At 71.1% G+C, this 13,995-nt stretch carries 12 protein-coding genes and 1 tRNA gene; 9 read left to right on the top strand and 4 right to left on the bottom strand.

From position 1 onward, the window contains the following. The first annotated feature begins 42 nt into the window (after positions 1–42). From eno to ACIPXB_RS20780, 6 genes are all read left to right on the top strand, one after another. A complete protein-coding gene (gene eno, locus ACIPXB_RS20805) occupies positions 43–1,329 on the top strand; it encodes a phosphopyruvate hydratase (protein ID WP_401451950.1) in 1,287 nt (428 codons plus the stop codon). A gap of 125 nt (positions 1,330–1,454) precedes the next feature. After that, positions 1,455–1,943, top strand: a complete 489-nt coding sequence (locus ACIPXB_RS20800; RefSeq protein WP_401451948.1) for a septum formation initiator family protein — start codon at positions 1,455–1,457, stop codon at positions 1,941–1,943. Between the two features lie 53 nt (positions 1,944–1,996). Continuing rightward, the gene (locus ACIPXB_RS20795) at positions 1,997–2,548 is read left to right on the top strand and encodes a DUF501 domain-containing protein (protein ID WP_401451946.1); all 552 of its coding nucleotides are present in this window, start codon (positions 1,997–1,999) and stop codon (positions 2,546–2,548) included. After that, positions 2,545–3,486: an exopolyphosphatase gene (locus tag ACIPXB_RS20790; RefSeq protein WP_401451943.1), complete on the top strand. Its 942-nt coding sequence runs from the start codon at positions 2,545–2,547 to the stop codon at positions 3,484–3,486. Before ACIPXB_RS20795 ends, ACIPXB_RS20790 begins: the two co-directional genes overlap by 4 nt. A gap of 380 nt (positions 3,487–3,866) precedes the next feature. Next, the gene (locus tag ACIPXB_RS20785) at positions 3,867–5,252 is read left to right on the top strand and encodes an NAD(P)/FAD-dependent oxidoreductase (protein ID WP_401451941.1); all 1,386 of its coding nucleotides are present in this window, start codon (positions 3,867–3,869) and stop codon (positions 5,250–5,252) included. A 127-nt stretch (positions 5,253–5,379) separates the two neighbouring features. Further along, complete coding sequence (locus ACIPXB_RS20780; RefSeq protein WP_401451939.1) at positions 5,380–6,747, top strand: class I SAM-dependent methyltransferase; 1,368 nt, start codon at positions 5,380–5,382, stop codon at positions 6,745–6,747. Positions 6,748–6,858: 111 nt separating this feature from the next. Here ACIPXB_RS20780 and ACIPXB_RS20775 read toward each other — a convergent pair whose 3' ends face one another. Both ACIPXB_RS20775 and ACIPXB_RS20770 read right to left on the bottom strand, forming a co-directional pair. Next, entirely contained in the window at positions 6,859–9,408 is a 2,550-nt protein-coding gene (locus ACIPXB_RS20775) for an ABC transporter permease (protein ID WP_401451937.1), read from the bottom strand. A gap of 57 nt (positions 9,409–9,465) precedes the next feature. Continuing rightward, entirely contained in the window at positions 9,466–10,230 is a 765-nt protein-coding gene (locus ACIPXB_RS20770) for an ABC transporter ATP-binding protein (RefSeq protein ID WP_401452163.1), read from the bottom strand. A 464-nt stretch (positions 10,231–10,694) separates the two neighbouring features. On the opposite strand from ACIPXB_RS20770, the gene ACIPXB_RS20765 reads away from it, so the two are divergent. Next, positions 10,695–10,776, top strand: a tRNA-Leu gene (locus ACIPXB_RS20765). 156 nt (positions 10,777–10,932) lie between these two features. Continuing rightward, the gene (locus ACIPXB_RS20760) at positions 10,933–11,805 is read left to right on the top strand and encodes a Bax inhibitor-1/YccA family protein (RefSeq protein ID WP_401451934.1); all 873 of its coding nucleotides are present in this window, start codon (positions 10,933–10,935) and stop codon (positions 11,803–11,805) included. A 106-nt stretch (positions 11,806–11,911) separates the two neighbouring features. On the opposite strand, the gene ACIPXB_RS20755 is transcribed toward ACIPXB_RS20760, so the two are convergent. Beyond that, the gene (locus ACIPXB_RS20755; protein ID WP_401451932.1) at positions 11,912–12,142 is read right to left on the bottom strand and encodes a DUF4287 domain-containing protein; all 231 of its coding nucleotides are present in this window, start codon (positions 12,140–12,142) and stop codon (positions 11,912–11,914) included. 104 nt (positions 12,143–12,246) lie between these two features. On the opposite strand from ACIPXB_RS20755, the gene ACIPXB_RS20750 reads away from it, so the two are divergent. Continuing rightward, positions 12,247–12,588 carry a hypothetical protein gene (locus ACIPXB_RS20750; protein WP_401451929.1) on the top strand — a complete coding sequence of 114 codons (342 nt, stop codon included), beginning with the start codon at positions 12,247–12,249 and terminating at the stop codon, positions 12,586–12,588. A 65-nt stretch (positions 12,589–12,653) separates the two neighbouring features. Here the strand turns inward: ACIPXB_RS20750 and ACIPXB_RS20745 are convergent, their stop codons facing one another. Beyond that, positions 12,654–13,511: a hypothetical protein gene (locus ACIPXB_RS20745; protein ID WP_401452161.1), complete on the bottom strand. Its 858-nt coding sequence runs from the start codon at positions 13,509–13,511 to the stop codon at positions 12,654–12,656. Between the last annotated feature and the right edge of the window lie 484 nt (positions 13,512–13,995).

The raw sequence follows: 13,995 nt of genomic DNA, 5'->3' as shown, positions 1-13,995 counted from the left end.
GGCCCCCGCCCCCGCACACCCAGCGTCACATCCCAGAAGGAGATGCTCGTGCCGTCCATCGACGTCGTCGTAGCCCGGGAAATCCTGGACTCCCGAGGCAACCCCACGGTCGAGGTCGAGGTGGGCCTCGACGACGGCAGCACCGGCCGTGCTGCCGTTCCGTCCGGCGCCTCCACCGGTGCCTTCGAGGCCATTGAGCTCCGCGACGGCGACCCGAACCGCTACATGGGCAAGGGCGTCGAGAAGGCCGTCCTCGCGGTCATCGAGCAGATCGGCCCGGAGCTCGTCGGCTACGACGCCACCGAGCAGCGCCTGATCGACCAGGCCATGTTCGACCTGGACGCCACCGACAACAAGGGCTCCCTCGGCGCCAACGCCATCCTCGGCGTCTCCCTGGCCGTCGCGCACGCCGCGTCCGAGGCCTCGGACCTCCCGCTCTTCCGCTACCTCGGCGGCCCGAACGCGCACCTGCTGCCCGTTCCGATGATGAACATCCTCAACGGTGGGTCGCACGCCGACTCCAACGTCGACATCCAGGAGTTCATGATCGCGCCGATCGGCGCGGAGTCCTTCTCCGAGGCCCTGCGCTGGGGTGCGGAGGTCTACCACACCCTCAAGAAGGTCCTGCACACCAAGGGCCTGTCCACCGGTCTGGGCGACGAGGGCGGCTTCGCCCCGAACCTGGAGTCCAACCGCGCCGCGCTCGACCTCATCGTCGAGGCCATCAAGCAGGCCGGCTACATCCCGGGCAAGGACATCGCGCTCGCGCTCGACGTCGCCGCGTCCGAGTTCTACAAGGACGGCAAGTACGAGTTCGAGGGCCAGTCCCGCTCGGCCGCCGAGATGACCGAGTACTACGAGGGCCTCGTCGACGCCTACCCGCTGGTCTCCATCGAGGACCCGCTGTTCGAGGACGACTGGGCCGGCTGGAAGGTCATCACCGACAAGCTCGGCGCCCGCGTCCAGATCGTCGGCGACGACCTCTTCGTCACCAACCCCGAGCGTCTGGCCCGCGGTATCGAGGAGGGCTCCGCGAACGCCCTGCTCGTCAAGGTGAATCAGATCGGTTCGCTGACCGAGACCCTCGACGCCGTCGAGATGGCCCAGCGCAACGGCTTCAAGTGCATGATGTCGCACCGCTCCGGCGAGACCGAGGACGTCACCATCGCCGACCTCGCCGTCGCCGTGAACTGCGGCCAGATCAAGACCGGCGCCCCGGCCCGCTCGGACCGCGTCGCCAAGTACAACCAGCTGCTGCGCATCGAGGAGATCCTCGACGACGCCGCGGTGTACGCGGGCCGCAGCGCGTTCCCCCGCTTCAAGGGCTGACACCCGTCGGGCAGCCCGGCGCCCCGCGCCTGATGGGCTGACACCTTCAGCGCCTCCGTACGTCCCCGCACCCGGTCCCGTACCGTGTGCGGGGACGTACGCGCTTACCAGGGGAGGCGACAGCCATGGCCGGGAACCGGGATCGGTTCTCCACCGCGACCAGGCTCAAGCAGCTCGGCGAGCGGACCGCGGCCCACGTCTACCGCTCGCAGTCGCGCCGTCAGGTCCGCCGCAGCCGCCTCACCGGCCGCGCCGCCCTGCTCGTGCTCGTGCTCTGTACGCTGGTCGTCGCCCTCGCGTATCCGATGCGCCAGTACGTCTCCCAGCGCTCGGAGATCGCGGAGCAGCAGCGGACCGCCGACGAGGCGCGCCAGCGCCTCGAGGAGCTGCGCGACGAGAAGGCCCGCTGGCAGGACCCGGCCTACGTGGAGCAGCAGGCGCGCAAGCACCTGCACTACGTCCGGCCCGGGGAGATCGGCTACACCGTGATCGACCCGGACGCCGAGGCCGAGGAGAAGCGCCGTACCGGAAAGGACGCGGCGGACCGCCCCTGGTACTCCAACGTCTGGGACGGCGTCGACAAGGCCGACCGCCCCGACCGCGGCGGCCGCTGAGCCACCCACCCCATCCGACCACCGAACCGCGAACGAAGAGACTTCCTCCAGGCATGCAGACGCCCCCGCCCCAGACCGAACGGACCGAGCCGACCGACGCCGACATCGAGGCGTTCGAGCAGCAGCTCGGCCGCCCGCCGCGCGGGCTGCGCGCCATCGCGCACCGCTGTCCCTGCGGCCAGCCGGACGTCGTCGAGACCGCGCCGCGGCTGCCCGACGGCACCCCCTTCCCGACCCTCTACTACCTGACCTGCCCGCGCGCCGCCTCCGCGATCGGCACGCTGGAGGCCAACGGGGTCATGAAGGAGATGCAGGCCCGCCTCGCCGAGGACCCCGAGCTGGCCGCCGCGTACCAGAAGGCGCACGAGGACTACATCCGGCGCCGCGACGCGATCGAGGTGCTCCAGGGCTTCCCGAGCGCGGGCGGCATGCCCGACCGCGTCAAGTGCCTGCACGTGCTGGTCGGCCACTCGCTGGCCGCGGGCCCGGGGGTCAACCCCTTCGGTGACGAGGCGCTCGCGATGCTGCCCGAGTGGTGGGCCAAGGGCCCGTGCGTCACCCCGTGCGGGGAGAAGAAGGACGAGCTGCCGGGGGAGTCCGCGTGACCCGGGTCGCCGCCGTCGACTGCGGTACGAACTCCATCCGCCTGCTGGTCGCCGACTGCGACCCCGCGACGGGCGAGCAGACCGACCTGGACCGCCGGATGACCGTGGTCCGGCTCGGCCAGGGCGTGGACCGGACGGGCCGGCTGGCCCCGGAGGCCCTGGAGCGCACGTTCGCGGCCTGCCGCGAGTACGCCGCCGTGATCAAGGAGCTGGGCGCCGAGAAGGTCCGCTTCGTGGCCACCTCGGCCTCGCGCGACGCCGAGAACCGCGACGTCTTCGTCCGGGGCGTTCTGGACATCCTGGGCGTGGAGCCCGAGGTGATCTCCGGTGACGACGAGGCCGAGTTCTCCTTCACCGGCGCCACCAAGTCCCTGGCCGGCCGCGCCGACCTGGACCGCCCCTTCCTGGTGGTGGACATCGGCGGCGGCTCGACGGAGTTCGTGGTCGGCGACACCCACGTACGGGCGGCCCGCTCGGTCGACGTGGGCTGCGTCCGGATGACCGAGCGCCACCTGGTCGTGGACGGTGTGATCACCGACCCGCCGACCGAGGCGCAGGTCGCCGCCATACGGGCCGACATCGAGGCCGCCCTGGACCGGGCCGCCGAGAGGGTCCCGCTGGAGCAGGCACGCACCCTGGTGGGCCTGGCCGGCTCGGTGACGACGGTCGCCGGGATCGCGCTGGGACTGGACGCGTACGACTCCGAGGCGATCCACCACGCGCGGATCCCCTACGAGGCGGTCCGCGAGATCAGCGCCCGGATGCTCACCGAGACCCACGCCCAGCGCGCCGAGCTCGGTGTCATGCACCCCGGCCGGGTCGACGTGATCGGCGCCGGAGCCCTCGTCCTGCTGGCGGTCATGGAGCGCACCGGGGCCTCGGAAGTGGTGGTCTCGGAGCACGACATCCTGGACGGAATCGCCTGGTCCGCCGTCTGACGGGGGCCTGGCGGGGGTCGCCGGGGCGGCTCTCCGGACGAACTTCGTGAAGTTCTTCACAAGGAAAAGAGGCCTGTTGGGCCAAGGAATGGGTGGTTCGAGCCCCTTCCGAGGCCCGCAGGCCTCTTTCATGCCCGCGTTCGTGCGAAGAGTGGACACCACTGGATCCGCGTCGGAGGTATCCACGAAGGCGGTGGTCCAGTCCTCCCGAGGGCCTGGAGGCCAGTTCAGGACGGGTGAACAACGTCCCCGGGTACCCCATGGTTCCCGTTGCGGGTCATGACCTGGGTCACGTGGGTCGCGCAGTGTAACAGAGGCCTCCCCGCTGCTTGTGAAGACCCTCACGAGCGACGCCCCATCGAGTGCTGGATACTCGTTCCATGAGCACCACGGAGCGTCCCAGGATCCTCGTAGTAGGAGGTGGGTACGTAGGCCTGTACGCAGCCAAGCGCATCATGAAGAAGATGCGCTACGGCGAGGCGACCGTCACGGTCGTCGACCCGCGTTCGTACATGACCTACCAGCCCTTCCTCCCCGAAGTGGCCGCAGGCAGTATCTCGCCTCGGCACGTCGTCGTCCCGCTGCGACGCGTGCTGCCCAAGGCTGAGGTTCTCACCGGCCGGGTCACCACCATCGACCAGGACCGCAAGGTCGCCGTCGTCACGCCGCTCGTCGGCGAGGCGTACGAGCTGCCCTTCGACTACCTGGTGATCGCGCTCGGCGCCATCTCCCGCACCTTCCCGATCCCCGGCCTCGCCGAGCAGGGCATCGGCATGAAGGGTGTCGAAGAGGGCATCGGCCTGCGCAACCACGTACTCGAGCAGCTCGACAAGGCCGAGTCCACGACGGACGAGAACGTCCGCCGCAAGGCCCTCACCTTCGTCTTCGTCGGCGGCGGCTTCGCCGGCGCCGAGACGATCGGCGAGGTCGAGGACATGGCCCGCGACGCCGCGAAGTACTACACCACGATCAAGCGCGAGGACATGCGCTTCATCCTGGTGGACGCCGCCGACAAGATCCTCCCCGAGGTCGGGCCCAAGCTCGGCACCTGGGGCAAGGAGCACCTCGAGTCCCGCGGCATCGAGATCTACCTCAACACCTCCATGGACTCCTGCGTGGACGGCCACGTGGTGCTGAAGAACGGCCTCGAGGTCGACTCCAACACCATCGTGTGGACCGCGGGCGTCAAGCCCAACCCGGCGCTGGCCCGCTACGGCCTGCCGCTGGGCCCGCGCGGCCACGTCGACTGCGAGCCCACCCTCCAGGTCAAGGGCACCGACTACATCTGGGCCGCGGGCGACAACGCCCAGGTCCCGGACGTCGCGCTGCGCAAGGCCGGCGTCGAGAACGCCTGGTGCCCGCCGAACGCCCAGCACGCGCTGCGCCAGGCCAAGGTCCTCGGCGACAACGTCATCTCGGGCATGCGGGGCTTCCCGCAGGGCGAGTACGAGCACCACAACAAGGGTGCGGTGGCGGGCCTCGGCCTCCACAAGGGCGTCGCGATGATCGTCATGGGCAAGATGAAGATCAAGCTCAAGGGCCGGCTCGCCTGGTACATGCACCGTGGCTACCACGGCATGGCCATGCCGACCTGGAACCGCAAGGTCCGCGTGTTCGCCGACTGGACCCTCGGCATGTTCCTCAAGCGCGAGGTGGTCTCCCTCGGCGCGCTGGAGACGCCGCGCGAGGAGTTCTACGAGGCCGCCAAGCCGGCGCCGGCCCCGGCCGCCGCCGCTGCCCCGGCCGAGAAGGCCAAGGCGTCCTGACGCCCGCCTGACCCAGCACGTCCCCGAAGGGGCCGCCCGCCATCCGTGGTGCGGGCGGCCCCTTCGGCGTACCCGGGGCGCGAGTTGGGTAGACGCATGCGTCGGAGCCAATCTGGAGGTGTGCGCCATGACCGACGCCGCGCCGCGGCTGGCCGCTCTTGCCGAGACCCTGCTGGGGTCCGTGCTGCCCGTCCGCGTCCGCGCCTGGGACGGCAGCGAGGCGGGCCCGCCCGGCGGCCCGGTCCTGGTCTTCCACCACCGCCGCGCGCTGCGCCGGATCCTGTGGAAGCCCGGCGAGCTGGGCCTGGCCCGGGCCTGGGTCGCGGGCGAACTGAGCGTCGAGGGCGACCTGTACGAGCTGCTGGACCGGGTCGCGGGCGTGCTGTGGGAGCGCGGGCGGCCCGCCCCGGCGGGTCCCGGCGGCCCCGGGAACCCCGGGAGCCCCGGCGGCTCCGTCCCGCACCCCGCCCCCGGCGGCGCCACGCCCGTGGGCCTGCTGCGCGACCCCGGCGCGCGGGCCGCCGTACGCGACCTGGTGGCCCTGGCCCGGCCGCTGCCCGCGCCCGCGCCGCCGCCGGAGGAGGCGGTACGGCGTTCGGGGACCCTCCACAGCCGGGGCCGCGACAAACAGGCCGTCAGCCACCACTACGACGTCGGCAACGCCTTCTACGAGCTCGTCCTCGGCCCCTCGATGGTGTACTCGTGCGCCTACTGGCAGCCCGGCGGCACCCTGGAGGAGGCCCAGCACGCCAAACTCGACCTGGTCTGCCGCAAGCTGGACCTCGGCGCCGGCGCGCGGCTGCTGGACGTCGGGTGCGGCTGGGGCTCCATGGCGCTGCACGCGGCCCGCGAGTACGGCGCCCGGGTCACCGGCATCACCCTCTCCGGGGAGCAGGCCGCGTACGCCCGCAAGCGGGTTGCGGAGGAGGGCCTGGCGGACCGGATCGAGATCCGCGTCCAGGACTACCGGGACGTCAAGGACGGGCCGTACGACGCCATTTCCTCCATCGGCATGGCCGAACACGTCGGCTCCGCCGGCTACCGCGCCTACGCCCGCACCCTCTACGCCCTGCTGCGGCCGGGCGGACGGCTGCTGAACCACCAGATCGCGCGTCGCCCCGAGGCCGACGAATCGGCGTACCACGTGGACGAGTTCATCGACCGCTACGTCTTCCCCGACGGGGAGCTGTCCCCGCTCGGCAGCACGGTCGGCGAGCTGGAGCGGGCCGGCTTCGAGGTCCGCGACGTCGAGGCCCTGCGCGAGCACTACGCGCTGACCCTGCGGGCCTGGGTGGCCCGCCTGGAGGCCGACTGGGAGCGGGCGGTGCGCCTGACCTCCCCGGGGCGGGCGCGGGTCTGGCAGCTGTACATGGCCGCCTCGGCCCTCGGCTTCGAGCGCAACCGGCTGGGCGTCAACCAGGTCCTGGCGGTACGGGCCACCGCCCCCGGGGCGTCGGGCCTGCCCCTGCGCACCCGCCACTGGCCGGCGCCCTGACGCACCGCCCGCCCGGACGCACGGCCCGCCCGGACGCCGAAGGCCCCGCGACCTCGGAGGTCGCGGGGCCTTCGGCGTCCCCGGGGCCGGGCCGGGGGCCCGGCTCCGCCGCTACTCGGTCTTGATCGCGGTCAGCATGTTCAGCCTCGCCGCGCTGCGCGCCGGCCACATGGCGGCCAGGACGCCGACCACGCCGGCCAGCAGCAGGAAGACGCCGATCCGGTCGAACGGGATCACCAGCTCGTAGTCCGGGATGCTGGCCTTGAAGGTGCGGCCCAGCGCCCAGGCGAGGAAGGTGCCGAGCCCGATGCCGAGCACCGCGCCGAAGAGCGAGATGACCACGGCCTCCAGGCGGATCATGTTCTTGACCCGGCCCCGGTCGAGGCCGACCGCCCGCAGCATGCCGATCTCCTGGGTCCGCTCGAAGACCGACATCGCCAGGGTGTTGACGACACCGAGCACCGCGATGATCAGCGCCATGCCGAGCAGGCCGTACATCAGGTTCAGCATCAGGTTGATGACGCCGCCCATCTCGTTGCGCATGTCCTGCTTGTCGGCGATCTTGATGGCCGGGTTGTCGCCGAGCGCGTCGATGACCTTCTGCTCGTTGGCCTTGGACTCGCCGCCGTCCATCTTCACGAAGACCTGGCGGATCTCGGGCTTCGCGCCCTCCTCCGCGCCGATCAGCCTGGCGTCCATGACGTACGGGGAGACGAGCTCGTTCTCCTCGTAGACCGCACCGATCTTCAGGGTCTGCTTCTTGCCGTCGCCGAACATGGCGTCGATGGTGCTGCCGACCGACAGGCCCGCCTTCTCGGCCGTCTTGTCGGCGACCGCGACCTGACCCTGGGCGAGGGAGGCGGTCGAGCCGCTGACCACCTTGAGGTTGATCAGCCGGTCGATGGTGGCCGGGTTGACGCCGGACGCGGAGTGGTAGGTCTTGGCGCCGTCGATGAAGTAGCCGGACTGCTGCGGGGAGACCGCCGTGACGCCCGGCGCCTTCTCCAGCGCGGTCAGGACCGTGGGGTCCAGGGAGTCGCCGCTGGCCATCGACAGCACGTAGTCGGCCTTGATGTTGTCCGTGGTCGACTTGTCGATGGCCTGGCCGATGGTGACGCCGAGCACGGTCAGGCCGGTCACCAGCGTCAGACCGATCGTCAGCATGCCCGCGGTGACACCGGTACGGCGCGGGTTGCGGACCGCGTTGCGGGCGGCCAGGTTGCCCGCGACCCCGAACACCCGCTCCAGCAGCGGCCGGATCAGGGCGATCAGCGGACGCGAGAGCATCGGGATGAGGACGGCGATGCCCACGAGCGTGAAGAACGCGCCGCCGCCGATGATCCAGCGGCCGGTCTCACCGCCCTTGGAGGAGCCCCACAGGATCATCGCGGCGCCCAGGGCGGTGATGGTGCCGCCGACGCTGTTGAGGACCACCAGGCCCTTGGTGCTCTGCGGCAGGTGCGCGCTGCCCATGGCCGCGACCGGCGGGATCTTCGCGGTGCGCCGGGCCGGCAGCCAGGCGGCCAGCACGGTGATCACGACACCGACGCAGAGCGCGGTGATGACGGCGGTCGGGGAGATGATCAGCGGACCGGCCGGGATCTTGACGCCGAAGGCGTCCATCCCGGAGCGCAGCCCCACGGCGAGGAGCACACCGAGGCCGAGGCCGATCGCGGACGCGAGCAGACCGACCAGCAGGGCCTCGCTGAGCACCGACTTGCGGACCTGGCCGCGGGTGGCGCCGACGGCGCGCAGCAGGGCCAGCTCCTTGGTGCGCTGGGCGACCAGCATGGTGAAGGTGTTGTAGATCAGGAAGACGCTGACGAAGAGCGCGACGAAGCCGAAGCCCAGCAGGCCGGTCTTCATGCCGCTCATGCCCTGCTCGATGTCCTTGGCGTTGCGCTCGGCGAGCGCGGCGCCCGTCTCGGCGCGGGCGTTCTCGCCGACCATCGGCTTGATCGCGGAGAGCAGCGTGTCGGCGTCGGCGCCGGACTTCGCGGCCACCGACAGCTCGCTGTAGTAGCCGGGCACGAGGTAGAGCTCCTGCGCGACCTTGGCGTCGAAGAGCACCAGGGACCCGCCCGCGTTGACCGCGCCGTCCTCGGTGGTGAAGACACCGCTGAGGGTGTACTCCTTCACCGGGCCGTTGGTCGCCACCCGGATCTTGTCACCGACCTTGTACGCGCCGGTCTCGGCGGAGGCCTTGTCGAGGGCGACCTGGTCGGCCTTGGCGGGGCCCGCGCCCTGCGTGAAGGTGTAGCGCGGGTCCTTGCCGTCCTTGACGGGGGCGTAGTTGGCACCCTGGTTGATCCACCCGGTGCCGATCAGCTTGCCGCTGCGGTCCGCGACGCCCGCGAAGCCGGAGACGCGGCCGGAGACGGAGTCGACGCCGTCGAGCTTGGCGATCTTGTCGAGGGTCGGCTGGCCGATGCCCGGCTCGCCCTCCTTCTCACCGTCCTCGTTGCGGCCGGTGCCGTACGAGGTGACGGAGACCGCCACCCCGTCGTAGCTCTTGCGGGACTGGTCGGACATCGCCTTGCTGACGGTGTCGGTGAAGACGAAGGTGCCGGAGACGAAGGCGACGCCGAGGACGACGGCGAGCAGCGTCATCAGCAGTCTGGCCTTGTGCGCGAGGACGTTGCGCAGGGCGGTACGGAACATGGGTGTCAGTCCTGGGGGCTGGAAGTCTGTGCGGTGGCGTCGGGGGCGGAGGACCGGTCAGCTGGTGCGGCCCTTGGCGTCGAACGCCTTCATGCGGTCCAGGACGCCGTCGGCGGTGGGGCGCAGCATCTCGTCGACGATCCGGCCGTCGGCCAGGAAGATGACGCGGTCGGCGTAGGAGGCGGCGACGGGGTCGTGGGTGACCATGACGACGGTCTGGCCGAGCTCGCGCACGGAGTTGCGCAGGAAGCCCAGCACCTCGGCGCCCGAGCGCGAGTCCAGGTTTCCGGTGGGCTCGTCACCGAAGATGATCTCGGGGCGGGAGGCCAGGGCGCGGGCGACCGCCACGCGCTGCTGCTGGCCGCCGGAGAGCTGGGTGGGGCGGTGGCCGAGGCGGCCGGAGAGGCCGACCATGTGGATCACGGTCTCCAGCCACTGCTGGTCGGGCTTGCGGCCGGCGATGTCCATGGGGAGCGTGATGTTCTCCAGCGCCGTCAGCGTCGGCAGCAGGTTGAACGCCTGGAAGATGAAGCCGATCTTGTCCCGGCGCAGCTGCGTGAGCTGCTTGTCCTTCAGGGAGCCGAGCTCGGTCTCGCCGATGCGGACGGAGCCGGAGGAGAAGGAGTCCAGGCCCGCGACGCAGTGCATCAGCGTCGACTTGCCGGAGCCGGAGGGGCCCATGATCGCGGTGAACTGGCCCTGGCCGAAGTCGACCGAGACGTTGTCGAGCGCGACCACCTGGGTCTCGCCCTGGCCGTACACCTTCGAGAGGCCGGTGGCGCGGGCGGCCACGGCCTGGGTGGTGTGCGGGGCGTAGTTCATGGTGGTCACAGGGAACTCCTGTCGGTGCTGCGGGACGTATCGCGGGGGGACGTGTCCATCGTCGCCGCGGCCACCCCCGTCGCGGATCAGCCGCCGTGACCGTTCGTCGGCCCACTGGAGTCTGACCCGCCGCCCGCGCGCCTCCTCCTCTGGTATGACGGCCGTCGCGAAGAGGTCGGGGTCGGGGCGGGGGCGGGGGCCGCGGTGGGGGCTGGGGACGGCCGGGGACGGCGTGGGGTGGCCCGGGGTGGCGCGGCGGGTGGCGCGGGCATCGAAATCCCGTCAATCACAGGCGGGCGGTGATCGTCCCGGACCGGGGGCCGACAACGCGTTCTGCGCCCTGACGCACCCTCAAGCGCCAATAAAATCAGACAACATCGGAATGCAACCCGTTCGGTGACAGGGTGCTTCCGGTTAGGCTCGCCATTGCGTTCAAGGCTTTTCTCGCGGGAGCCGCACGCCTTGCCCGGGTGGTGGAATGCAGACACGGCGAGCTTAAACCTCGCTGGCCCTCGGGCCGTGCCGGTTCAAGTCCGGCTCCGGGCACTCCCGCCGCGCGTCCGGACGCCGCGCCGCCTCCTCATATCCTCCTGCGCGCCGTGCTGTCTTCTCCTAAGATCCTCCTCCAGCAGTAGGGTGATTCTTTTGCGAACGCATTACTCTGGGTGCTAAGGCCGCGCCCGGTGGCCATGGAGGAGTGAGATGAGGAGCAGTAACCCGGTCTTCTCGCGACGGGGGTTCAGCCGCGACAACGGCGGCTACGCGGGCTTTGGCGCGCAGGCGCAGATGCAGGCCGGGGCCGCGACCAACCCGTACGCGACGAACCCGTACGCGACCAACCCTTACGCGACCGACCCGCAGACCGGCATGCCGCAGGCGCCGGCCACGACGAACGCGATGACCATCGACGACGTCGTGACCCGTACGGCCATGACGCTCGGCACGGTCATCCTGACGGCGGTCCTGTCCTGGGTCGCGCTGCCGGTCGACGCGTCCAACATCGGCAAGTCGTACGGCATCGCCATCGGCGCCGCCCTCGTCGCCCTGGTCCTGGCCCTGGTCCAGACCTTCAAGAGCAAGCCGGCCCCGGCGCTGATCATCGGCTACGCGGCGTTCGAGGGTGTCTTCCTCGGCGTCATCAGCTCCGCGACCAGCACCTACATCGGCGCCGGCGTGGTCGTCCAGGCCGTCCTCGGCACGATGTGCGTCTTCGCCGCGGTCCTCTTCGCCTACAAGATGGGCTGGATCCGCGTCAACCGGCGCTTCTACGGCTTCGTGATGGCCGCCGCCATGGGCTTCATGCTGCTCATGGTCGCCAACCTGCTGTTCTCCGTCTTCGCGGGCGGCGACGGCCTCGGCTTCCGCAGCGGTGGCCTCGGCATCCTGTTCGGCGTCATCGGCGTCATCCTCGGTGCCTGCTTCCTCGCCCTGGACTTCAAGCAGGTCGAGGACGGCGTCACCTACGGCGCCCCGCGCGAGGAGGCGTGGCTGGCGGCCTTCGGCCTCACCATGACCCTGGTGTGGATCTACCTGGAGCTGCTGCGCCTGTTCCAGATCCTCTCGGGCGACGACTGATCGTCCCGGAGACAGCACGGGGAAGGCCCCGCGAGCGTGACGCTCGCGGGGCCTTCCCGCGTCAGGGGTCAGGGGGTCGGACGTCGTGGATCAGCGGGTCAGCGCGTCAGCCGAACTTTCTGGCGGCCCGGCGCAGGTCGTACTCGTGGATGATCGCTTTGGCCTGGCCGTACGAGAGCTCGTACGCGCCGCGCAGCCAGTGGAGCTTCTCCTCGAACCGGACGAGGGAGGGACCTTCGTCGACGGTACGGAGCCAGTCGGACATCTCACGACCGGTGGTCTGAGGGATGCGGTCGATCATGTTGCGGTGGGTCTGCTCGGAGAACTCTACGGACATGGGCGCCTCCGGGGGTATCGCCGTCGTGCTGTTCTCTTCATGCCACCGTGCCCGACCGTTTGCCCGTTGGCAATGGCGCGTGTACGGCGCGTAAGGTCGGCCGGGTGCTCGATACCTCGCCCCTGACCGCCGTCGTGGAACGTTTCGCCGACCGGCTGCGCGCCGCCCCGCAGAGCCGCCTGCAGCGCGGTGCGGCCGCCGAGGGCCTGGCGCTGGCCCGGGAGCTGTCGGCGCGCGCACAGCGGCTGGAGGGGGCCTCAGAGGTCCGCGAGATGCCCGACGCCGGACTGTTCGCCGTCGGGGACCAGGTGGCCGTCGCCGGGCTGGACCTGGCCCAGGCCCTGCGCGAGGCCCCGTACTCCCCGGACGCGCGAACGGCCCCGTCCGGGATGCTGGACGAGGCCGTGGCGCTGGTGGAGCGGGCGGAAGCCAGAGCGCTGGGCTGAGCCGGAGACGGCGGCGCGTGGGCGCGTCGCGTGGGCGTCGCGTCAGCGCGTCGGCGCGTCGGCGCTCAGAGGGAGGCGATGACGCGGTCCGCGAGGATGTAGACGTTGCTGTCGGGGTCGTCGGAGTCGCCGCAGGAGAACGTCAGCGCGTAGGCCCCCGAGATGCCCGAGCCGCCGAGCAGGACCGGCGCGGTGCCCGACCGCAGGGCCTCCGCCAGCCGCTCCGCGGTCTCCCGGTGGCCCGGGGTCATGCACAGCGTGGTGCCGTCCGTGAAGACGTACACGTCCAGGGTGCCCAGCGGGCCCGGGCGGACGTCCGCGAGGGCCGTACGGGCGTGCGCGAGCTCTTCCAGGCGGCTGACGGTGCGCTCGTGGTCGGCGCCGGGGCTCGGCTGGACCGGAACGAAGTCGGGGTGCGAGGGGTGGCGCCGGCGGGCGGCGGCCAGCTCGGGGGAGTCCTCCGGGTACTCGTCCACCTCGTCCCCGAGCACCGGCTCCAGGTCCAGCGGGTCCAGACCCATCGGGTCCAGGCCCACCAGGTCCGCCTGCCGGGGCAGGAAGAGCGGGTGGTCCTCGCCGAGCCCGGGCATACCGCCCAGCAGCGAGGTCGGGGCGTCCCCGGCGAAGCGGGGGGTGGCGTCGGCGGCGTCACGGGCCTCCTGGGCGGCCCAGAAGGCGCGCGCCTCGGCCAGCTCGCGCTCGCGCTCCTCGGCGAGGGCCTCGGCCACGGCGGCTCGTATCTCGGCAGCCGGGGTTTCGGTGGCGTGACGGGCGTGCGGGACGGTCGTACCGCGAGGCTGGACCGACGCGACGAGCTCGCCGCGCAGGGCCGTGACCTGCTTGCGCAGGCTGTGCACCGCGTGCAGCGCAGCAGCGCCCACGGCCGTGGCAGCGGCCGTGGTCAGCAGCAGGGCAAGAGACATGGCGCTCACTGACTAACTCCAGATGTGTTCCGATCCCCCGACTTCCTACAACAGCTTGACCCGACCTGGGAATGGCGTGCAGTGCATTACGTCACGAAATGGACAGGTCTTTCGCCCCGGCGATCATAGGCGCACCTCGCCTGACCTGCGTAAATACCGATCCCCCAGGACAAAGGTCACATCCTGGGGGAGATTCGGTCACAGGTCGGCCGCGGCGGGATTGGAATCGCTGTCAGTAGCGACGCGCGACCCGAGCGCGGCCGTTCAGCTCAGCCGCTCGCGTTCTTGGTCGCGCTGAGCTTCGCCTGCGCTGCGGGCAGGTGCCGCCCCTCGTTCCTCGGGGCGACCCCTACCCTCCGCTACGGCTCAGCTCAGCCGCTCGCGTTCTCGGTCGCGCTGAGCTTCGCCTGCGCTGCGGGCAGGTGCCGCCCCTCGTTCCTCGGGGCGACCCCTACCCTCCGCTACGGCTCAGCTCAGCCGCTCG

The sequence above is a fragment of the Streptomyces sp. NPDC090022 genome (assembly GCF_044748145.1).
GTDB lineage: Bacteria > Actinomycetota > Actinomycetes > Streptomycetales > Streptomycetaceae > Streptomyces.
This window is presented reverse-complemented; position numbering and strand designations above follow the sequence as displayed.